This is a genomic window from Chelatococcus daeguensis (assembly GCF_001887265.1).
Taxonomy (GTDB): domain Bacteria; phylum Pseudomonadota; class Alphaproteobacteria; order Rhizobiales; family Beijerinckiaceae; genus Chelatococcus_A; species Chelatococcus_A sambhunathii.
Map to the genome: position 1 here is coordinate 1,059,782 of NZ_CP018095.1, position 20,433 is coordinate 1,080,214.

At 66.6% G+C, this 20,433-nt stretch carries 17 protein-coding genes and 1 pseudogene; 4 read left to right on the forward strand and 14 right to left on the reverse strand.

Annotation, left to right across the window (positions count from 1 at the left end; translation table 11 throughout):
- Position 1: 1 nt before the first annotated feature.
- Positions 2–883, reverse strand: a complete 882-nt coding sequence (locus BOQ54_RS05030; protein ID WP_071924398.1) for a WYL domain-containing protein — start codon at positions 881–883, stop codon at positions 2–4.
- A gap of 121 nt (positions 884–1,004) precedes the next feature.
- Positions 1,005–2,159, reverse strand: a complete 1,155-nt coding sequence (locus BOQ54_RS05035) for a tyrosine-type recombinase/integrase (protein ID WP_071923435.1) — start codon at positions 2,157–2,159, stop codon at positions 1,005–1,007.
- Positions 2,160–2,378: 219 nt separating this feature from the next.
- Here BOQ54_RS05035 and BOQ54_RS05040 point away from each other — a divergent pair.
- Positions 2,379–3,817 (forward strand): annotated as a pseudogene (locus BOQ54_RS05040) (DUF6880 family protein).
- A 360-nt stretch (positions 3,818–4,177) separates the two neighbouring features.
- On the opposite strand, the gene BOQ54_RS05045 reads toward BOQ54_RS05040, so the two are convergent.
- From BOQ54_RS05045 to BOQ54_RS05060, 4 genes are all read right to left on the reverse strand, one after another.
- Positions 4,178–6,808: a DEAD/DEAH box helicase gene (locus tag BOQ54_RS05045; protein ID WP_055461042.1), complete on the reverse strand. Its 2,631-nt coding sequence runs from the start codon at positions 6,806–6,808 to the stop codon at positions 4,178–4,180.
- 11 nt (positions 6,809–6,819) lie between these two features.
- Positions 6,820–8,355 carry a site-specific DNA-methyltransferase gene (locus BOQ54_RS05050; RefSeq protein WP_071923436.1) on the reverse strand — a complete coding sequence of 512 codons (1,536 nt, stop codon included), beginning with the start codon at positions 8,353–8,355 and terminating at the stop codon, positions 6,820–6,822.
- Positions 8,355–8,549 (reverse strand): type II toxin-antitoxin system Phd/YefM family antitoxin, encoded by a 195-nt coding sequence (locus BOQ54_RS05055; RefSeq protein ID WP_055461040.1) that lies wholly within the window; start codon positions 8,547–8,549, stop codon positions 8,355–8,357. The genes BOQ54_RS05050 and BOQ54_RS05055 overlap by 1 nt, the downstream gene beginning before the upstream one ends.
- A gap of 400 nt (positions 8,550–8,949) precedes the next feature.
- Positions 8,950–9,483: an Hsp20/alpha crystallin family protein gene (locus tag BOQ54_RS05060; protein WP_063189339.1), complete on the reverse strand. Its 534-nt coding sequence runs from the start codon at positions 9,481–9,483 to the stop codon at positions 8,950–8,952.
- Between the two features lie 257 nt (positions 9,484–9,740).
- Between BOQ54_RS05060 and BOQ54_RS05065 the strand changes: the two genes are divergently transcribed.
- Positions 9,741–10,178 carry a universal stress protein gene (locus BOQ54_RS05065; protein WP_055461038.1) on the forward strand — a complete coding sequence of 146 codons (438 nt, stop codon included), beginning with the start codon at positions 9,741–9,743 and terminating at the stop codon, positions 10,176–10,178.
- A gap of 65 nt (positions 10,179–10,243) precedes the next feature.
- Here BOQ54_RS05065 and BOQ54_RS05070 read toward each other — a convergent pair whose 3' ends face one another.
- From BOQ54_RS05070 to BOQ54_RS05105, 8 genes are all read right to left on the reverse strand, one after another.
- Positions 10,244–11,080: a universal stress protein gene (locus BOQ54_RS05070; protein WP_071923437.1), complete on the reverse strand. Its 837-nt coding sequence runs from the start codon at positions 11,078–11,080 to the stop codon at positions 10,244–10,246.
- A gap of 96 nt (positions 11,081–11,176) precedes the next feature.
- Positions 11,177–11,725, reverse strand: a complete 549-nt coding sequence (locus tag BOQ54_RS05075) for a methylated-DNA--[protein]-cysteine S-methyltransferase (protein WP_071923438.1) — start codon at positions 11,723–11,725, stop codon at positions 11,177–11,179.
- Between the two features lie 97 nt (positions 11,726–11,822).
- Complete coding sequence (locus tag BOQ54_RS05080; RefSeq protein WP_071923439.1) at positions 11,823–12,617, reverse strand: putative hydro-lyase; 795 nt, start codon at positions 12,615–12,617, stop codon at positions 11,823–11,825.
- A gap of 34 nt (positions 12,618–12,651) precedes the next feature.
- A complete protein-coding gene (locus tag BOQ54_RS05085; protein WP_071923440.1) occupies positions 12,652–13,338 on the reverse strand; it encodes a DUF2848 domain-containing protein in 687 nt (228 codons plus the stop codon).
- 32 nt (positions 13,339–13,370) lie between these two features.
- Positions 13,371–14,654 carry a TRAP transporter large permease gene (locus BOQ54_RS05090; protein ID WP_055461034.1) on the reverse strand — a complete coding sequence of 428 codons (1,284 nt, stop codon included), beginning with the start codon at positions 14,652–14,654 and terminating at the stop codon, positions 13,371–13,373.
- Positions 14,651–15,265 (reverse strand): TRAP transporter small permease subunit, encoded by a 615-nt coding sequence (locus BOQ54_RS05095; RefSeq protein ID WP_055461033.1) that lies wholly within the window; start codon positions 15,263–15,265, stop codon positions 14,651–14,653. The genes BOQ54_RS05090 and BOQ54_RS05095 overlap by 4 nt, the downstream gene beginning before the upstream one ends.
- 81 nt (positions 15,266–15,346) lie before the next feature.
- Positions 15,347–16,393: a TRAP transporter substrate-binding protein gene (locus BOQ54_RS05100; RefSeq protein WP_055461032.1), complete on the reverse strand. Its 1,047-nt coding sequence runs from the start codon at positions 16,391–16,393 to the stop codon at positions 15,347–15,349.
- Positions 16,394–16,526: 133 nt separating this feature from the next.
- Positions 16,527–17,447: a LysR family transcriptional regulator gene (locus BOQ54_RS05105; protein WP_063189347.1), complete on the reverse strand. Its 921-nt coding sequence runs from the start codon at positions 17,445–17,447 to the stop codon at positions 16,527–16,529.
- A 269-nt stretch (positions 17,448–17,716) separates the two neighbouring features.
- On the opposite strand from BOQ54_RS05105, the gene BOQ54_RS05110 reads away from it, so the two are divergent.
- Positions 17,717–18,715, forward strand: a complete 999-nt coding sequence (locus BOQ54_RS05110; protein ID WP_063189349.1) for a TerC family protein — start codon at positions 17,717–17,719, stop codon at positions 18,713–18,715.
- A gap of 103 nt (positions 18,716–18,818) precedes the next feature.
- Positions 18,819–20,405: a gamma-glutamyltransferase family protein gene (locus BOQ54_RS05115; protein ID WP_071923441.1), complete on the forward strand. Its 1,587-nt coding sequence runs from the start codon at positions 18,819–18,821 to the stop codon at positions 20,403–20,405.
- The last annotated feature ends 28 nt before the right edge of the window (positions 20,406–20,433 follow it).

Here is a 20,433-nt window from a genome sequence, read left to right on the forward strand (position 1 = left end):
GTCACCCCGGGGGGCTCTCGTCTCGAACCTGGCCCTCCAGAACACCATGACGGTTCAACAGCACGATCTGCTGATCTTGCGGGCTACGAGCGTCCGGGTCGGTATCCAGCCCGAGCCGTCTGAGCGCGTAGTAGAGAAGTGCGCGCCGGACCTTGATCCTCGCCTTGCCGTCCCTCATGCCATAATCGAGGGCGACCACCTGGGCCTGTGTTTCTGAAAGGGCTGGATGGGGGCCGACTTCGAGGGTGACCTCTGAGTGCCAGTCGCGGTCATTCTCGGCCGACGTTTCGCTCTCGCGCGACCCGCGTATCTCGAGAATCCGCGAGAGTAGGAAATCCTTGAAGCACTTGTCGGTCACGCAGAACGCCCGAGCGTGCCAACGGAAGCCGTCGAAGGCGATGGCGTGCGGCGCAATCCAGCGCCAGCGTGGCTCGGGGCTGGACAGGGATTGATACTTGACCTCGATCGCCAAGGAGCGGCGGATCGCGTCCACCACTGATCGCAGGGTGGCTGGATCAACCCCGCGGGCCGGCGTGGGCGCTGAATCGTAATCCGGCAGCTCCGCGATCCAGCAATCGTCCTTGTCGAGGATGCCGTCGGCGACCGATCGCAGTTGGGCGAGGTACCGACCGGCATCCAGCTTGCCGAACACCGGCCTGAAGCTCGGCTGGCGGACATAGGTCCGCAGGCTGCGGTCGTAGTCCATGTTGTGAGGGGCGAGGCCGATGTAGCGGCTCAGGTCGGATGACGCTTGGTTCACCGACAGTCCGAACTGCGTCATCACATCGCTGCGGTTCACATGCCCCTCCCAGAACAGTCGGAACTCGATGAACTCGAGCCTTTGCTCGACCCCCCAACGAAGCTCCGACCTGTCGTTGCTCACCACGCTCTCCCGTCATCGGTCGATGCGCATGGAAATTATGCGCGCCCAATTTCTGGGCCTTCTGCAACCGTAGCCGCGCGAAGCTTGGGGATCAATCGAAAAGGGAAGGGTTGGCGCGAAATTATCCCAAGGATTGCCTGAGGTTCTGCGCCACCGCATCGGCAGCCATCCGCACCGGCTCGGCCGCCAGGTGGGCGTAGCGCGCCGTGGTCTGGACCTGCGTATGGCCAAGGAGCTTGCCGATCATGGGCAGACCCTGACCCGAGGCGACGGCGGTCGACGCGAAGGTGTGCCGCAGGTCGTGGATGCGAACGTCCTTCACCCCGGCGCGGGCGCGGACGCGCTGCCAGAAGGGCTGCAGATCGCTCAGGCGCTTCCCGGGCAGGGTGCCGGTGATGACCCACGGGTTGCCTTCGATGCGCGTGGCGTCGCGGAGCAGTTCGACGGCGGGCTGTCCGAGATGGACGATCTTGGCGCCGGACTTCGAATCCGGCAGGCGCAGAACGCGTTCAGCCAGATCGACGAAGGTCCATTTCACCGTCATGATCTCGTTCAGCCGACATCCGGTCAGGATCAGCAGGCGGGCGGCGAGAATGGCTGAGGGCAGCTCAATCCCCTCCGCCTCCATCTCGCGCAGAACCTCGCCGATCCGACGCAGCTCTGCCGCACTGAGGAAGCGCTCGCGCTTCTCCTCGGGGTATTTCCGGATGTGCTTTCGCGGATTGGTGCCGTCCGGACGCAGGCCCCACATCTCGGCGAGGCTGAACATCTTCGAGACCACTTCGAGGCAGCGGTTCGCCTGATAGGGGATATGCCGCATGTCGTGGTGGAACTTCGCCACGTCCGCCCGGGTGATGCTCGTGACCGTCAGCTGCCCGAGCGCGGGCAGGATGAAGCGTTCGAGGTTTCGGCGATACTCCTTGGCGGTGCTCGCCTTCACGCGGATCGCGATGTGTTCCTTGTCGAACCGCTCCGCCAGCTCCTTCACCGTGATCGCCTTGCGCCCTGAGTCGCGTTCGGCGGCGGGGTCCGCGCCATTCCGCGCGGCTGCAACGATCGCGATGGCGCGGTTGCGTGCCTGCTCGCAGGTGAGCACCGTGCTGGGTCCGAGGCTGATCCGCCGGGACCGGCGTCCGGCGCGGTACTGGACAACGTAGCCCTTGCGCCCGCTCGGCAGCACGCGCAGCCCGAAGCCGGGGATCTCGCTGTCCCAGACGAAATATTCGGCGGAGCGGGCTTCTGCGGCGTCGATGATGCGTTTGGTGAGCTTGGGCATGGCACTCTTCGATGGATCGTTCTCCGTTCCACAGTGCTGAAGTGCGGGCGACAGTCAACGAACACATTGAAATCGCGAAGAAAAAGGAAGTGGCACGCATTTCCGCGCAAGTCGTTTCAGCGCGCTGGTGCGGGAAATCAACGAGCCTTGCGAATCAGAACGCAGGTTCCGGTCCCCGTGCGCCGCTGATAGGGTCGGGGAAAAGAACCTGGCGATCCGATGGCTTCCAAGACCACCCTCAATGCCAAGAACCTCGAGGCGCTGGGCGCAGAGCGCCTGGCGCAACTGCTTATCGAGGTCAGCACCGGCAATGCGGCGGCCAAGCGCAAGCTGCGGCTCGCGCTGGCGGGCGCCCAGAGCCCGAGGGAGGCCGCGCGGGAGATCACCAAGCGGCTGACAAGCATCGCCCGCGCCCGCAGCTTCATCACTGGAAGAACCGCAAGGCGCTGGTCACGGATCTCGATACCCAACGGCGCGCCATCGTCGAGCAGATCGCGCCGGCCGATCCGCACGAGGCGCTGGCGCTGATGTGGCGTTTCATGGCGCTCGCCACGCCCGTCTTCGAGCGCTGCGACGACTCCAGCGGCACCGTCATCGGCATCTTCCACCATGCCTGTGCCGATCTGGGCCAACTCGCCGGGAAGGTCCGGCCGGATCCGCAGGCGCTCGCCGACACTGTCCTCGATGCGCTGCAGGACAACGGCTATGGCCAGTATGACGGCTTGATCGCCATAATGGCGCCTGCGCTTGGCGACGAGGGGCTGGCGGCCCTGAAATCGATGGCCGAAGAACTCGGCCGCTCGCATGTGACGGTTCCGCCGAAGGATCAATGGAAGGCGGTAGGCTGGGGGCCGGGCGGCACCACCTTCGAGCACGAGATGCGGGCGCGTGAGCGCGCGAGCACGGTCGCCATGGCGCTCAAGGACATCGCGGATGCGCAGGGCGACGTCGACGGCTTCATCGCTCAGTATGACCCGAAGACCCGCAAGGTGCCGCAGATCGCAGCCGAGATCGCGCAGCGTCTGCTGGCGGCCGGCAGGGCGGGCGAGGCGCTGGGGTTCCTCGAGCGCGCGGAGCTCGGCGACGGGTTGCGGGTTCCGCTGGCATGGCAGGACATTCGCCTGCAGACGCTGGAGGCGCTGGGTCGCGGCGAGGAGGCGCAGACGTTCCGGTGGGACTGCTTCGAGCGCACGCTCTCCGACAGCTACCTGCGGGCCTATCTCAAACGGCTTCCCGACTTCGACGACATCGAGGCCGAGGAGCGAGCGATGGCGCACGCCATGGCCTATCCGAGCCTTCTTCACGCCCTGCAGTTCTTCCTCGACTGGCCCGTGCTGGATCGCGCTGCCGAACTCCTCGTGGCCCGGCATGATGAGATCGACGGCGACCACTACGAGTATCTCGCCCCCGCGGCGGAGGCCCTGTCAGAGCGTCATCCGCTTGCTGCGACGCTCGTGCTCCGCGCGATGATCGACTTCACGCTCACCCGATCGCGGGCGAAGCGGTATCGCTATGCCGCCGAGCACCTGGTCTCCTGCGCCCGGCTCGCGCAGGACATCCCGGACTTCGGCGCGTTCGAGACGCACGACGCCTACGTCGCCCGGCTGAAGGAGGAACATGGCAGGAAGTTCGGCTTCTGGTCGCTGACCAAGGCCTGATGGTCGTGCTACCGGAAAATCAGGTTTCGGCCCGTTGGAAGCATTACGGAAGCACGCGGCCGAAAAACGCTGCGCAATCCCGACAGATCGTGCGAAGCGGAGCCTCGCCCTCGGGATCGGCAAGTGTCGGAAACTGCGCAAGAACTCGCGCTTCCGAGTGATTGTTCATGGTTCGTTCGGCACGACTCATAACCTGAAGGTCGTAGGTTCAAATCCTACCCCCGCAACCAAATAACTCCAAGAATACAGCCGCTTAAAAGCCTCCCTCGCGGGAGGCCTCTTGCTTCGTGGCGCCATGTCAATACTGAACCTTCCGGAAGGTTCGGCGGCGGCGAGACGGCTTGGGATCAACGGCTGGAATCAGGCGCCAATCTTCTCCACCAGCTGTGCCCGCATGTCCTTCCCATTGACCGTCTTCTCGATGACGATGAAGAGCCCCTTGCCGCCGTTCGTCTTCTCCCACAGCTCGCCGATGGTTCGTTTTTCGGCGGTGTCGGGGCCTTCGGCGATGTGGGCGCCTTTGTACTCGACGACGAGCAGCCTTCCGTCCTCCAACTGCGCCACGAAATCCGGATAGAACTTGTCAGTCGCAGTCGGCAGCCAGAACGAGTTGGGGTGGCGGGCGACGTTGCGAATCCAGAACTTCAGGCCCGGCAGGCTGTCGATGGCCTGCGCGCACTGGAATTCCTCGCCATTCTCGGCGCCGTCGAAGGCCGGCACATGGTCGGGGCCAAGAAAGTGCTTGCGCGGCTTCCAGCGGCCACGATACCGGCGCTGATCCCAGTACATCCCGTCCTTGAAGCTGAACGCCTCATCGAACGACACATCCACCTTGGCTTCCGGCGCGAACAGGTATCGCTGGTAGACGCCGTCGCGCTCCTGCTGGCGGATGGCGGCGAGTTTCTCGCGGACCTTTCGGGCGAGGATGAACTTGCAGCGCATCAGCGCCGTGATGTGCATCCCGCGTGCGGTGATCAGGTGACCGACGAGGTCGCGCAACCAGCGCAACAGCTCGCTCTGGTGAATATCCGGCTGGCGCACCTGCCTGTCGAGCCACAGCACCAGCGCCTCCGGGGTCCAACCCTCGACGTCGACGTCGAGCGCCAACTGCTCCGCCTCATCGGCGAACTGATAGGTGATGCGATTGCCGTCGAGGTCGATTTCGAAGCTGCGGGCCGTTTCGCGGATCGCGAACTCGGCCTCGCCCAGTTTCGGGGAATGATCGAGCAGCGACCAGTCGTGAAACTCCATGAACATGTCGGTGTCGGCGAATGCCAGTTCGCCCTGGATCTCGGCCATGAGCCGCGGGACCTCGAAGGCCTCGCCCTGCTCGGCGGGCGACAACTGATCCTTCACATCGACGCGGTATTTCGCGACGGCCTCGGCGAAGCCCTGCCGCTCCGTCTCGGGCAACGTGTCGGCGATGATTTTCTCCAGCGCGCCGTCGACGCGGCCGGCGACAGCGATCTCGATCCTGCCGCCGCCGGTGTCGCGGAGGCTCACGCCCCCACGCTTCCTCAACTCCGCAACCACCTCGGGCGTCGCCGTCACGGTGTGCCTGAAGGTCGGCTTCGGCTTGTCGCGCGGGCCGAACAGGCCGGTGTCGGCATCAAGCGAGGCCTGCGCCGGTTCGATGTTGTCGCGCGCCTCGTCTTCCTCGAAGCCCATGGCGACCAGCTTGTCGGCCAAAGACCGCGCCGCTTCGCCGAAGGATGGTTCGGACAGGAAGGCATAGGCGCGGTTGAGCGGATCCGCCTTGCGGCGCTTGGCGTAGGGCATCCGCAGCACGCGCCCCAGCAACTGTTCCACATCCACCGCGCTCTGGATCCGCGAGACGGAGCAGAAGGCGTAAGCGAAGGAGCAATCCCAGCCCTCCTTCAGCGCCTCGACGGTGATGACGTATTCAATCGGGCATTGGGGATCGAACAGATCGATGCCGTCCAATTCGCGCTGATCGCCGGTCGCCACGGCGATCTTCTCCGCGGGGATTTGTTCGACCTCCATCAGGTGCGTCTTCAGCGCCTCGACCGTCACCTCCTGGTTCTTCGGCTGCGCCTGGAACAGGACGATGGGGCGGATGTAGTCGGGATCCTTCTCGGCTTCCTCGGCCAGAGAGGCGCGCGCCGCGATGGCGCCGTTCACCGCATTCTGCCAGGTGTCGTGCTCGGACAGCATGATCGGCAGCTTGATCATCTCCTCGCGCTTCAGCTCCTGTGCCGTCACGCTGTGCAGGATGTTGGAGTTGAGGCGCGGCGTCGCCGTGAACTCGATGATGGCGGACGGGTTGACCCGCGCCTGCATCTCCCGCGTCAGGCCGGTGACGGCGTTGTGCGCCTCGTCCACGATCATCAGCGGACGGTGGATGTGCATCAGGTTGGCGAAGGAGAACTTCACGCCGCCGCCGTCCAGCGGCTCGAGCCCCGGCAGTGACCTGGGCAGCGCCGTGAAATGCGGCTCCATGTTCTCGTTGTGGGCATAGACCTTGCGGCCCTCGGTGTTCGAGACCCGCAGGGTCTGGATCGTGCCGACGACGATGCAGCAATGGTCGCGAATGTCGTGCGGGCGGATATGCGTGAAATCGGCGATGTCGAACACGCGCACCCGGCCGTCGAAGGCCTCGTCCAAGGCCTGCCGGTAGGGGTGGCGGGCGTTCTTCAGCGCCTCGGCCGTCTGCAGGCGGATGGTGTTCGACGGCACCAGCCAGAGCACCATCGGATAGTCCTTCTCCACCCAGGCATCACGCGCGACGGCGATGGAATGGGCGCCGAGGATGGTCTTGCCGCCCCCGGTGGGCAGGCGAAGGCATACGTAAGGAACGTTCGGCAGCTCGGCGAGGGGCGTGTAGGTGCCGCCATAGCGGCCGAGCCGCTTCGCCTGCTCCGGCTCCCGGGTCATCGCCTCATAGGCGCCCTTGGGGCCGGCGACGCGCGCCTCCTCGAAGAAGCGGCGGAGGATGGAGAGAGTATCGGTCTGGTATTGCTTCAGTTTCATCAGATGCCCCCTCAGGCCCGCGCTTTGACGTCGTAGGGCGTCTGCTTGAAGGTGATGCGCTCGCGGTCGAGCGTGGCGGGCGTCAGCCGGGACTGCTCGCCGTAGATGGTGAGCGGGCCGTCGAAGGCCGGATCGACCTTGGCGATCTCCTCGCGGATGATGGCGAGCGTCGCGCGGGTCAGCACATTGCCGCCGCCCGGCCGCCTGTCGCCGAGAATGCCGTTGTAGAGCAGCGCATGAGCGCGGCCGTCATGAATGCCGAGCAGCGGGCTGTCGCCGCTGCCGTCCCACGGCCGGTCGGTTTCCGAGAACCAGACATGCGCCGCAAGCACGGGAAAGCGGATGTCCTGCCGGATGTGGCCGTCCTCGTCGAATACGGGCGGGCCGAGACGGTAGAAGCGGAAGCCTCCGCCGCCCTGCCAACCAACGGTTTCGGAAATGCCGCCCTGTTCGCCCTCGATGACCTTGTTGAGGCGCGGCGCGCAGTGGCTGACGGCATGTTCGCCCATCTCGATACCGATGTACCGGCGGCCCATTTTGTGCGCGACAGCGGCCGTCGTGCCCGAGCCAAGGAAGGAGTCGAGCACGAGATCGCCTTCCTGTGTCGCGATTTGTAGGATACGTCCCACAAGTCTTTCGGGCTTAGGCGTGTCAAATGAAGCCGCATTTGGAAACAAAGCGCGCATTTCGTTTTTTGACGTCCGGTTGCTCCCAGCGTCCGTTTTTGACCAGAGCGTTCTGGGAACTAGGTCAGCAACCTCGGAGACGTATCGCTTGATGCTCGGTCGAGCGCTCCCGTTCGGTCCCCACCAAACTCGGCCGTCCCGATCAAGTTCACGAAGGCGATCTTCAGACACACGCCAGAATCTACCAGGCGGTGGGGAAAACGTCCGACCAGTTGGCCCTTTGATGGTATACTGACCGCGCGAGTATGGCTTGTTCGCATAGGGGTCGCCGGGCAGCCATGGTCCCCGCGGATCGTTATCGGGGTTCGAGTAGATCGAGTTAGCTTCATCGGTCCTGGGCAGCCGTCGCGGGACCCATGCAGTGTTCCGAGAATAGATCATGATGTAGTCGTGATCCGAGGAAAAGCGGCGGGCCGAGTTACGAGGCGAGTCGGCTTTCTCCCAAACAATCGTGTCGACAAAATTTGTTCGACCGAATACCTCGTCCATGATGACCTTGAGGTAGTGCCCCTCGTTGTCGTCGATGGACACCCAGATCGAGCCATCCTCGGCGAGCAAATCGCGCAGCAGTTCCAGCCGCGGCCACATCATGGCCAGCCACTGCGTGTGCTCCAGGTTGTCGTCGTAGTGCTCGAAGGCTGAGCGCGTGTTGTAGGGCGGGTCGATGTAGATGCATTTCACCCGGCCGGCATAGAACGGCAGCAGCGCCTTCAGCGCCTCGAGGTTGTCGCCCTGGATCAGCATGTTGCCCGCGCTGCCGTCGCCCGCCGACAGGTCCGGGACTTCCTCCAGAAGACGGTAGGGCACGCGGCTCGCGCGGCGAAGGTCCTCGTCGCGGGTCAGCCAGTTCAGGATCGGCATCAGTCACCGTTCGTTTCAGCGGGCTTGTCGCGGGACGGCGGAACGGCGTTGCCGGTCAGCTTCTCGTATTCCTCGACCGCGAGCACCACCACGACCGGACGCCCGTGCTTCTCGATCACCACGGGCTCCGCGCGGGCCGTGTCGATCAGCCGTCCGAAGTTGTACTTGGCCTCGCGGGCCGAGAGCGCCTTCATGCGCCGCCCCCTTCTTGAAAGGCCCATCGTGGCCATAATGGCCGCATCGTCAATCGCGAAATCCGCCTGTCCACGCCGACCGGATGACCGGCGCTCCGGCGGGCCCTGCCACCGATGCCGCGCCCGTGCGCCTCGCCGCCGTGACGGCCGGCTTGCCCCTTGCGTCACAGCCCATGCTGATATGGCCCTGCAGGGCAGGGCTGGCGTAGACCGAAGGTGTCGAGGGTTCTTGCTGCGCCCGCCGGTCAGCGGCAGGCCCGGCGATCATTTCGCGAGTCCGGCGATGTCGGCCGTCCGCCACCGGGCGCGCCACGTGCGAGCGGTTCGCGCGCTGATGTCGAAGCCGACGGCGGCGTCCGCCGCCGGCCGACCCTTGCCGACAACGCCGCAGGTTTCAGGGCTAGCCGGTCTTGACGTCGATCTTCTTCTCGTTCTTCCGGGCCTCTGCGGATTTCGGCAGCTTGACCGTCAGCACCCCGTTCGCGAACCGGGCCTCGATGCCGGCCGTATCGACCGTGTCGGGAACACGGAACGAGCGCATGAAGGTGCCGTAGCGGCGCTCGGACACATAATAGTCCTTGTCGTGTTCTTCCTTGGTCTCGCGCTTTTCGCCCCTGACGATGAGCGTGCCGTTGGCCAGGCGCACCTCGACGTCCTTCTGCTCGAGGCCCGGCAATTCGGCGCTGATCTCGTATTCCTTCTCGCGCTCGACCACATCCACCGCGGGGGTGAGGGCAAAGGCGCTCTCGCGCAGCCACGGCCGTTCGGATTGGAACTCCGCACGGGCGAAGGGCATGCGCCACGAGCCGACATGGAGGTCGTCAAACAGCCTGTCGATCTCCCGGCGCAGGCTGTCGAAGGGCGTCCACCGGGCAGCGGGCGCGGGTGCAGTTTGCTTCTCGGTCTCGATGGGAAGTTTGGTTGCTTCAGGCATGGTCGTGCTCCTGTCGCGGGGGCAGCGGCGGGCCGGCCTGGAAGCGGGCGCCCGGAGCGCTGAGACCGCGGCCTCGGGGCCGAGCGGTCGGCTCAGGCCGACGGCGCTGCCACGGACATCAAAACACCCCCGCGCATGGGCTCCTTGACATGGGTCAAACGTCGCAGGGTCGGCTTGATCCTGCGCAAGGCGCGGCCGTGGCCTACCCGTTTACCCTTCCCGCGCATCGACAAAGGGAGCGCCAATAGGGGAGCGCCATGTACAAGAACATTCTCATTCCGACGGATGGTTCACTCCTGTCGGCGGCGGCCGTCGAACAGGCGATGGCCTTCGCGCGCGACGCCGGAGCCAAGGTGACGTTACTGACGGTCGTGGAACCCTTCCACCTCCTCTCGACGGACGCCGAGCAGCTCACGGATACGCGGGCGGAGTACGAGGATCATGCACGCCGGCGCGCGGCCGGCTTCCTGTCCTCCGCAAGCAATGTCGCGCGGGTGAACGGTGTGCCCTACGAGACGGTGCAGGTGGTGCATGACGAGCCCTATCGCGCCATCATCGATACCGCCAAGGAGCGCGGCTGCGACCTCATCGCGATGGGTTCGCACGGCCGCGGCGGCGTGGCTGCCATCGTGCTGGGCAGCGTGACGCTGAAGGTACTCACCCATTCGACGATCCCCGTCCTCGTCTACCGGTGAGCGGGCAGGGGCGAAACGAGGCCGCCCCGGCATCCGCAGGGGCGGCCACCTCTTGATGGCCCGGCCTAATGGGCCATCAGCATCGGAACCGGGCATTGCGTCAGGAAATCGCGCGTCGCCCCGCCGAGCACCCATTCGCGCAGGCGCGAATGCCCATAGGCGCCGAGCACGGCGAGATCGGCACCGCTCTTCTCGGTCTCGTTGAGCAGCGCACGCGAAACCTCGCGCCATTCGGGCACGTGCCGCAATTCGACCCGGACGCCGTGCCGGTCGAGATGGCGGGCGAGATCGGCGCCGGGCTCCTCGCGATCTTCCTCGGGAGGGCCATCGGCGTCGACCGTGGCGACCACGACCTGCTTCGCCAGTCGCAGCAGGGGCATCGCCTCCGCCACCGCATGGGCGGCCTCGCGCGTATCGCTCCAGGCGACGAGCACGGTTTCGAACGCCCGAGCGGGCGCATCGGGTGGCGCAAGGTAGACTCCGCGGCCGGAGCCGAAGAGGGCGGCCTCCACCACCTCCGGCCAGTGCGATGAACCGTCGGCGCCGTACGGGCGCAGGGCGACGAAGAGATCGCAGGCGCGCGCCTGCCGCGCAACGGCGCTCCAGACGGCATCGGCGAAAAGATCGAACCGGCGCAGCTCGCTGGGCATTGCGAGCGTGTCGAGGCGCTGCGCCAGGCGTGCCGCCTGGGACTCTCCCGCCGCCTCGGCCTGCCGGCGGCTTTCCTCGAGGATGCTGGCCGCGGCGAGGCCGTCGGCCGCGGGGATGAAGGGCGTCGGCACGATATTGGTGAAGAGCCCGGTCACATGGGCATCGAAATGCCCGGCGATGGCTTCGGCATGGATGATGCGTGTCTCGTCTTGAGCACTGCCGTCGAGATGCACGAGAATGTCGCGGATCATGGTGAGGCTCCCTGTCGCCTGTCGACGGAGCATCGTGGAACCGCAGCGGCGGCCGCGCCTTGAGGTCGCTCAAAGGCGACCTGCCCGCGGCAGATCCTAGAAGGCGAAGGACTGCTGCGCCGGCTCCGGCGCAAGGTCGATCCCTTCCAGCGCCAGCATGCGCAGCTTGGCCGTAGTGCCGCCGGGGGCGGAGAAGCCACCGAGCCGCCCGCCAGCCGCCAGCACCCGGTGGCACGGGATGATCAGTGGCACCGGGTTTTCCGCCATGGCCCGGCCGACGTCACGCGCCGCCTCCGGACCGGCGCCGACCTCGCGCGCGAGCGTGCCGTAGGTCGTCGTATGCCCCCAGCCGACGCGCCGGGCCGCGGCATAAATCTCCCTGGCGAAGGCATCGCGGCCGCCAAGGTCGAGCACGCAGGCGGAAAAATCCGTCTCGCGGCCGGCGAAATAGGCTTTTGCCGCCGCGATCGTCTCGGCGACGGGTGGAGGCGGCGTGCCTGGGACCGCGTCCGGCAGGCGCCGTTGCAGCAGGCGCTCGGTGCCGGCGGCGTCCGTGGTCGGCAGCTGAAAGCGCACGATGCCGCTCTCGCCCCACGCGATGCCGCAGAAGCCGGCGTCCGTCTCGAAGATGGCGTAATGGTGCATCGTCCGGCCCGTCGCTGTTCGGGGCCGGACGAGCATAGCCGGCGAGGCCGTCCGGGTAAATTCTCGCCTGTCGTTGTCGCCGGCGCGCGAGCGCCCTCTACATCACCGCGACGGCGCTGTTGCTGAGGTCGGTGACGAGCATGTGCCCCGGCGCGTGCGAGATCGAGAACGGCGGGCGGGCATGTTCGATGACCGACTGGGGCGTCACGCCGCAGGCCCAGAAGACCGGGATCTCGCCGGGCCGCATCTCGACGGGATCGCCATAGTCTGGCTTGCCGATATCGGCGATGCCGATCGCGGCCGGGTCGCCGAGATGCACCGGCGCTCCGTGCACGGCCGGAAAGCGCGACGTCACCTGCACGGCCCGGATGGCCTGGGCGGCGGTCAGCGGCCGCATGGAAACGACCATCGGTCCCCCGAAGGGGCCGGCCTCAACGGTCGGCACGTTGGTCCGGTACATCGGCACGTTGGTGCCCTGCTCGATGTGGCGCACCGGCAGGCCGTCGGCGAGCATCGCCGCCTCGAAGGAGAAGGAGCAGCCGATGAGGAAGGCGACGAGGTCGTCGCGCCACAGGTCGCGAATGTCCGTCGGCTCGGAGACGAGTTCACCGTCGCACCAGACGCGGTAGCGCGGCACGTCCGTGCGGATGTCGACGTCGCGTCCGAGCATCGGCAACATCGGATCGCCGGGCTCGGACACGGCCAGAAGCGGACAGGGCTTGGGATTGCGCTGGCAAAAGCGCAGGAAGTCATGGGCCAGCGCCACCGGCAGGATGGCGAGATTCGCCTGGACGCGCCCCGGCGCGAGATGGGCCGTGTGTCCCGTCAGCGCGCCCGTGCGGGCGGCAAGGCGCACCGCATGGGGATCCGCGCGGTCGAAGTCTGGTGACATGGATGATGTCCCTTGCTCTTGGCCGAACGGCGGCTCACGCGACTTCCGGCAGAACCTCGATGTCGTAGCCGTGACCGAGCGTGCGGCCGCTGCGCGGGTCGAAGAGCTCCATGGTGAAGGACACGGCCGGGCGGATGCCGCCGTTGGCACCGACGGTGCCGCAGAGCATCGCCGTTCCCTCCGGCAGCGTGGCCGCGCCGCCGGTGAAGCCCGCGACGAGGTCGAGCGGCGGCTGCAGCGCGGCGAGCCGGCCCTCCTGGTAGACGACGCGCGCGCCGTTCTCGACGATGTGCGAGCGGATGACGAGCTCGTCCCAGTGGCCGGCGACCTCTGCGAAGCGCCAGGCCTGCCGCGCCACCGGCTTGGCGCAGACCTGTTTCGACAGGGCGACGCTCACGGTCTCGAGCTTGCGGTCGGTGTGGTCGGACGAGAGGCTGACGAAGAGTTCGCCGCCGGCCTGGAAGAGGAAGACCTCGACCTCGCCCGAACTCTCGCCGCCCACCACCTGGATGCGCGGCGCCTGCGTCAGCAGGCTGTCCGACACGCGGTAGTAGAGCGGCACCGTGCTCGGCCGCGGCACGCCGATGGCGGCGAGTTCCTCAATGTGGTGCTCGATCGCGTGGCGATCGCGCCCGGCCCAACCGGCGATGACGAGCGCCGATATGTCGATGTCGAGAGCACCGGCGCCCGCAACGCCGGCGATGTCGAAGGCAAGTCTCATGATGGTCCTTCAGCGGTAGGAAGCTTGGTCGCTCACCCGAAGAGGCCCGGCAGCCACAGGGCGAGCGCCGGGAAGAAGGCGAGTAGCGCGAGCATGAAGAACATGGCGAGGACGAAGGGCAGCGTGCCCACGATGACCGCGTCCATCGATCCGGCTTTGCGCAGGCTCTGCACGACAAAGAGGTTGAGCCCCACGGGCGGGGTGATCAGCGCCGCCTCGACCAGTACGATGATGACGATGCCGAGCCAGATCGGATCGTAGCCGAGGCCGATCATGATCGGCGCGATGATCGGGATCGTCGTGATCATCATGGAGAGGGTCTCCATGAAACAGCCGAGCACGAGGTAGAAGACGATGACGATCAGCAGCATCCAGGCGGGCGACAGGCCGAGGCCGCTCATGGAGCCGGTGATGGCGTCGGTGAGGCCGGTCGCCGACATGATGAAGTTGAGGAAGCCGGCCGCGATCACGATCAGCATGATCATGGCCGTCGACTTCATGGCGCCTTCGACGGCGCCGCGCAGCATCGCCCATGTCAGGCGCCCGAAGCAGGCGGCCAGGATGAGGGCGCCGAGTACCCCGAGCGCTGCCGCTTCCGTCGGCGTCGCCAGCCCGGCATAGATCGAGCCCACGACGAGGAGGAAGATGCCGAGCGGCGGGGCAAGATGCGCGAGGCCGCGGAAGCGCTCGCCCCACGAGGCGCGGACCTGATGACCGCTCCAGCCGGGCCGTGCCAGGCAGCCGCCGGCGATGACGGCCATGAACAGCCCGGCCATGAGCAGGCCCGGGATGATGCCGGCGAGATAGAGCTTCGGCACCGAGGAATTGGTCAGGACGCCGTAGATGACGAGGTTGATCGACGGCGGGATGAGGATGCCGAGCGTGCCGCCGGCCGCGATGCTGCCGAGAAAGAGCGGCTCGTTGTAGCCGTAGCGGCGGATCTGCGGGATGGCGACGGTGCCGACCGTGGCGGCCGTCGCGACGCTCGAGCCGGAGGTGGCGGAAAAGAGCGTCGAGGCGCCGATATTGGCATGCATCAGGCCACCGGGCATCCACGACAGCCACAGGCTCATGGCCGCATACATGCGCTCCGCGAAGCCGGCCCTCAGCAGCACCTCGCCGAGGAGGATGAAGAGCGGGATGGCGACGAGCAGGAATTCGTTGTTCGTGCTCCAGGCGAGCTCGCCCATGGCGCGCGTCAGCGGCAGCATGGAATAGAGCGGGTCGAGAATGAGCCCGAGCACGCCGAGCGCCGCCCCGACCGGAATGGAGAGCCCGATGAGGACGAATAGAAGGACGAGTGCAGTCGCGATCATGCCGCAGCCTCCTTGACGAGGCGTTCGCCGGCTGCCGCCTCTTCCGCTGCCTCCTCCTTCGCCGAGCGCACGCCGGCGATGGCCTTGACCGCGTCGGTATCGCCGCTGGCGAGCGCGATCGAAGCGCGCAGCAGCATCAGCGCGAGGACGAGACACATCCAGCAGAGCCCCGCCAGCCATAGTCCCTGCGGGATGTAGAGCGGCGTGCCGAGCGGCGTGTTGGCGGTCGAACCTTCAGCCCAGGAGGTGGCGACGACGTCGTAGGCGTAGAACGTCAGCATGGCCATGAAGACGCCGAGCGCGACGATGGAGATCCAGTCGAGGAGGGCCGACAGGCGCACCGGAAGGTGCTGATAGATCACGTCGACGCGAACATTCGCCCGCTGCAAGGTGGCGAAGGCGAGCGACCAGGACGTGCTGATGGCGAAGGCATAGCTCGACAGTTCGTCGGCGCCGCCGGTGCTGAAGCCGAAGAACTTCCGCGCGATGACGTCGAAGGAGATCAGCAGCACGCTGCCGATGGTGAGGGCGCCGCTCGCCCACACGGCGAGAAGCGACAGGCGTTCTGCGCCGCGCGTCAGGCCGGCGAGGGAAAGACGATGCAGGGACATGGGCTCCACCTCGTCGGGATCGGGGGCGCCGCTGCTGCGGCGCCTCGGGTGAGTGCGCCGCGCGGGCGGCGCACCATTCCCTTACTTCGAGACGGAGATGTTGAGCACCTTGCCGACGGTGTCGTTGAAATCCTTCACGCAGTCCGCCGAGCAGCGCGCCGCCCACTTCGGCAGCACCATCTCGCCCAGCGCCCCGCGCAGCAACTGGCGGTCCGCCTCGCTCGGCGTCACCAGCTTCATCTTGCCCTTGACCGGCAGGGTGCAGGCATCGGAGCCCGTGTTGCAGGCATAGCCCAGCTCCGTCTGCTCGGCGGCTGCCTTCCAGATGTCGTCGACGAGCGTCTTGACGTTCGTCTCGATGAAGGCCTGCACCTTGGGGTCGAGCTTGTTCCAGGCCGCCTGGTTGACGGCGTGAATCTGCTGATTCCAGTTGATCGGCAGGGCATAGAGGTGCGTGGAGACCTCGTACCACTTGGCCGAGTAGCCGGAGAGCGAGCCGGTGATGGCGCAGTCGACCACCTTGTTCTGCAGGGCCGGCACCACCTCGCCGAAGGCCATGGTCACGCTCGTGCCGCCGAAGGCCTCGACGAACTCCGCCTGGGTGCGGCTCGAGGTGCGCACCTTCTTGCCTTTGAGGTCAGAGAGCTTGTTGATCTCCGCGTTGCAGAACAGCACCTGTGCCGGATAGGTCGAGATGCCGAGCAGCTTCACCTTCGCGCCGTCACCGTAGAACTTTTCGTAGACCGGCGTGAACGCCTCGGTGACAGCGCGTGCCGTCTTCACGTCCGGGGCGAGACCGGCGAGGTCGATGGCTTCGTTGATGGCGTTGTCGCTGGCAAAATAGGAGAGGGTGGCCGTGCCGAACTCGACGACGCCCTGGGACATGAGGCGCAGCAGCTCCGGCCCCTTCAGTCCCATTTCGTTGAAACCCTTGATCTCGGCCGTGATCTGGCCGTTCGACAGCTCCGGCACCTTCTGGGTCCAGAACGGCCTCTCGTAGTCGTTGTAGGCCGTGAGGTTGCTGAGGCCGCCGACGATCTTGAGGTGCGTCTTCGGCAGATCCTGGGCGAGCGCGGCCGATCCGGCGAGCGCGGTGACGGCAATGGCGGCACGAAGGATGCAATTCACGGTATCAGTCCCCCTGGCTGGATTTGTGGCGGCTCTCCGCCGCACCGGCCGCAGCCGGCGCCCTGCCCGCATTGCATGCCGTGATTGATTTTCCTGTCCAATCGTATGTTCGAATAGGGGGTATAAATACAGTTTAACCCGCCGCCTTGGAGCTGCTCGTCACGTCGCCATCGGCTTGTACGGCAACCTCCCGCGCCATCGCGGCGATCACGCGGGCGGCGTGGCTTTCCGGGCCGTTGATCCAGGTGGCGGTGAAGCTCAGGTCCGGCAGCGGATCGGTCTCGACATCAATAATCTTCAAGTCTCCGCTGGCGAGCTCCTTGTCGAGGAAAACCGGGGCGATCACGGCCGCGCCGATGCCGTCACGCGCCATGCGTACCACCATGGAGAGCGAAGCGCTGCCGTAGAGGCGGGCCTTCACGCCGGCGCGCGCCAGCATGTCGCGCAGCACGAGATAGGGCCGGCTGTTGGAGGGATAGGTGATGATCGGACGATCCGACAGGCGCCTCAGCGTGATGGGCCCGTCGCCGAGCTTCAGCCGCGGGCTCGCCACCCAGGCGAGCGGATAGGTGCACAGGTGGACGTTCTCAACCCGTTCCTCCAGCACGGGCCCCATCAGGAAGGCGAGGTCGATCTGCCGCGACATGAGGTGCGAGCGCAACACCATCGAGCTGTCGACCTCGATCTCGAGCGCCAGCGCCGGATAGGTGGCGTGCACCTGCTCGATGAGCCGCGACAGCCACGTCTGCACGATGGTCTCGGCGACCCCGATACGCACGGTGCCGCTCATCACGTTCTGGTCCTGGGCGGCGCGCACCATGTCGCAGCGGAGCTGGATCATGCGCTCGGCGTGGGACAGCAGCTCCTGCCCCTTGGCGGTCAGCGTCACGCCGCGTGCGTCCCGCTCGAAGAGGCGCACTCCCAGCGCCTCCTCGAGCGAGGCGATACGGTGCGATACGGCCGGCTGTGTCGTGCCGAGCTTTTCGGAGGCCGCACGCAGGCTGCCGAGTGCTGCCGCCCAGAAGAAGGTCTCGATGTTTCTGAGGTCGATCATCGCCGGCCTGCCCTTTGAAAAACCCGCGTTCCGACGTCTTAGCGCATCAGGCCGCCTGTCGGGGCAAAATCGACCAGCCGGCGCCGCGTCCGCTCTTGACATTGGCCCGGCCACTTCCCACGTCGTCGGCCGCGGGCCGGGCCCCTCTGGCGATGCCATGCATCGTGATGTCGGACCGCATCGGGTGAACTCGATGCAGGGTCCGGATTTCTGCCTTTGTCCAGTCAGGGTTCTGCATCGGGTTTCCCCTCCGCACAGAGAGGAAACCGATGGACGTTCTCACCAGCTTTTTTCTTGGCCATCCGCTGTGGATGTGGCTCGGCTTCATGGGCCTCGTTATGGCGCTGCTGGCCCTAGACCTCGGCGTGCTGCATCGTGGCTCCCGCGAGATCGGGGTGCGCGAGAGCCTTGCGCTCTCGGCCTTCTACATCGTGCTTGGTCTCGGCTTTGGCGGTTTCGTGTGGTGGCAGCTCGGCACCCAGGCCAGCGTCGAGTACATTACCGGCTTCGTGGTCGAAAAGAGCCTCGCGATGGACAACATCTTCGTCATCGCGATGATCTTCGGCTTCTTCGCCATTCCGCGGCGCTACCAGCACCGTGTGCTGTTCTGGGGCATCCTCGGCGTCATCGTGCTGCGCGCCATCATGATCGGCTTCGGCGCCGCCCTCGTCGCGCAATATGAATGGGTGCTCTATCTCTTCGCCGCCTTCCTCATCGTCACCGGGCTCAAGATGCTGTGGTGGGGGGATCAGGAGACGGACCTCGCGCAGAACCCCTTGCTCAGGCTGATCAAGCGCCGCTTCCGCGTGACGCGGCGCCTCCACGGTGAGCGCTTCTTCGTGCGTCGCCGCAGCGGCAACGGCCGCAGCATCCTCTTCCTGACGCCGCTGTTCCTGGCGCTCGTCTTCATCGAGATCGCCGACGTCATCTTCGCGGTTGACTCGGTGCCGGCCATCTTCGCCATCACCACCGATCCCTACATCGTCTACACGTCGAACATCTTCGCCATCCTCGGCCTGCGCGCGCTCTATTTCGCGCTCGCCGCCGTGCTGCACCGCTTCGCCTATCTCAAGCAGGCGCTCGCGGTCCTGCTCGTCTTCATCGGCTCGAAGGTGTTCGTCGCCGATCTTTTCGGCTGGGCGAAGTTCCCGGCCGAATGGTCGCTCGCCGTGACCTTTGCCATCCTCGGCGCCGGCATCGGCTGGTCTCTGTGGAAGACGCGGGACGAGGGGCATGCCGGGGAAGGACAGAAGGCCTTGTCGCATTGAACGCCCCGCCCTTGCACGCAGCGCCCGCCGCTGTTACCGCCATGGGACCGGCGCGGCGTCGCACCGCGTGCAGGCGGCAAGGGCAGGGCGGTTGGGGACAGGCATGCGCGATTTCTTCAGGCCGGGACGTGGACCGACACTTGCGGGCGAGGCGACCATCGCCACGTCGCACCCGCTCGCAACCGCGGCAGGGCTTGATGTCCTCGCCTGCGGCGGCAATGCCGTCGATGCCGCCATCGCGGCAGTTGCCGTGCAATGCGTGGTCGAGCCGCACATGACGGGCATCGGCGGCGACTGCTTCGTCCTCTACGCCCCGGCCGGTGGCGAAGTCCTCGCCCTCAACGGCAGCGGCCGCGCCCCGGCGGCGGCGAGCGTGGGACGCCTCAAGGACCTCGGCGTCTCCACCATCGAGCGCACCAGCCCCCATGCCGTCACCGTGCCGGGCGCCATCGCCGCCTGGACGAAGCTGCACCGCGACCACGGCCGCCTGCCGCTGGAGCGGCTCTTCGCCCGCGCCATCGCCTATGCCGAGAATGGCTATCCGGTCACCGCGCGCGTCGCCCTCGACTGGGCGGAGGAGGTCCCGCTTCTGGCGCGCGATGCCGGCGCCAAGACCGTTTTCTTGCCTGGCGGACGCGCGCCGACCGAGGGCGAGCGGCATGCCCAGCCGCTGCTCGGGCAGCGCCTGCGCGAGATCGCCCGCGACGGCGCCGCGGCCTTCTATCTCGGCCGCACAGCCGAGAGCCTGGTGCGCTTTCTCAACGGCCTCGGCGGCCTGCACACGCTCGAGGATTTCGCCGATGCGGCCGACGGGGCCGATTACGTGACGCCGATCGTCACCAGCTATCACGGCTATGATGTCTACGAATGCCCGCCCAACGGTCAGGGCCTCGCAGCGCTCATGATGCTCAACGTGCTCGCCGGCTTCGACCTGTCGGAGAAGCTGCCGCTCGCCGAGCGCGTGCACCTCCATGCCGAGGCGACCAAGCTTGCCTACCATCACCGCGACGCGCTCATCGCCGATCCCGCGCATCTGCCCTACCCGGTCGAGCAACTGCTCTCGGACGAAGTGGCGCACGCGCTGCGCGGCCGCATCGACATGGGGCAGGCCGGCGCACCGGCGCTCTGGCACGAGCCGGAGCACCGGGATACGGTCTATCTCTGCGCGGTGGACCGCGACGGCAACGCCATCTCCTTCATCAATTCGATCTTCCACGCCTTTGGCTCGACGCGGCTCGACCCCAAGACGGGCATTGTGCTGCACAATCGCGGCGCGTCCTTCAACCTCATCGAGGGGCATCCCAATGCCATCGCCCCGCGCAAGCGGCCCATGCACACCATCATACCCGGCCTCCTGCGCCGCGGCGGGCGCACCGTGGCGCCCTTCGGCGTGATGGGCGGACATTATCAGGCGGCCGGCCATGCGGCCTTCCTCTCCGGCATGCTCGACCGGGGCCTCGACGTGCAGGCGGCGCTCGATGCGCCGCGCAGCTTCGCCTTCAACGGCGTGCTGGAGGTAGAGCCGACCCTCGGCGAGAGCGTTATCGCCGCGCTCGCCGCCAAGGGCCATGCGATCAAGCCACGCACCTCGCCCTTGGGCGGCGGGCAGGCCATCTGGATCGACCACGCCCGCGGCGTGCTGCACGCCGGCTCCGACCAGCGTAAGGATGGCTGCGCTCTCGGCTTCTGAGCTTGCGGGCGCTGCGCGGCGCGCCCTA

Excerpts from the sequence above, each read along its gene's own strand:
- BOQ54_RS05105 (WP_063189347.1), bottom strand. The coding sequence starts at position 17,447 with ATGATCGACCTCAGAAACATCGAGACCTTCTTCTGGGCGGCAGCACTC.
- BOQ54_RS05075 (WP_071923438.1), bottom strand. The coding sequence starts at position 11,725 with ATGCACCATTACGCCATCTTCGAGACGGACGCCGGCTTCTGCGGCATC.
- BOQ54_RS05115 (WP_071923441.1), top strand. The coding sequence starts at position 18,819 with ATGCGCGATTTCTTCAGGCCGGGACGTGGACCGACACTTGCGGGCGAG.
- BOQ54_RS05095 (WP_055461033.1), bottom strand. The coding sequence starts at position 15,265 with ATGTCCCTGCATCGTCTTTCCCTCGCCGGCCTGACGCGCGGCGCAGAA.
- BOQ54_RS05060 (WP_063189339.1), bottom strand. The coding sequence starts at position 9,483 with ATGCCTGAAGCAACCAAACTTCCCATCGAGACCGAGAAGCAAACTGCA.
- BOQ54_RS05090 (WP_055461034.1), bottom strand. The coding sequence starts at position 14,654 with ATGATCGCGACTGCACTCGTCCTTCTATTCGTCCTCATCGGGCTCTCC.
- BOQ54_RS05055 (WP_055461040.1), bottom strand. The coding sequence starts at position 8,549 with ATGAAGGCGCTCTCGGCCCGCGAGGCCAAGTACAACTTCGGACGGCTG.
- BOQ54_RS05080 (WP_071923439.1), bottom strand. The coding sequence starts at position 12,617 with ATGTCACCAGACTTCGACCGCGCGGATCCCCATGCGGTGCGCCTTGCC.
- BOQ54_RS05085 (WP_071923440.1), bottom strand. The coding sequence starts at position 13,338 with ATGAGACTTGCCTTCGACATCGCCGGCGTTGCGGGCGCCGGTGCTCTC.
- BOQ54_RS05050 (WP_071923436.1), bottom strand. The coding sequence starts at position 8,355 with ATGCCGATCCTGAACTGGCTGACCCGCGACGAGGACCTTCGCCGCGCG.
- BOQ54_RS05070 (WP_071923437.1), bottom strand. The coding sequence starts at position 11,080 with ATGATCCGCGACATTCTCGTGCATCTCGACGGCAGTGCTCAAGACGAG.
- BOQ54_RS05065 (WP_055461038.1), top strand. The coding sequence starts at position 9,741 with ATGTACAAGAACATTCTCATTCCGACGGATGGTTCACTCCTGTCGGCG.
- BOQ54_RS05035 (WP_071923435.1), bottom strand. The coding sequence starts at position 2,159 with ATGCCCAAGCTCACCAAACGCATCATCGACGCCGCAGAAGCCCGCTCC.
- BOQ54_RS05110 (WP_063189349.1), top strand. The coding sequence starts at position 17,717 with ATGGACGTTCTCACCAGCTTTTTTCTTGGCCATCCGCTGTGGATGTGG.
- BOQ54_RS05045 (WP_055461042.1), bottom strand. The coding sequence starts at position 6,808 with ATGAAACTGAAGCAATACCAGACCGATACTCTCTCCATCCTCCGCCGC.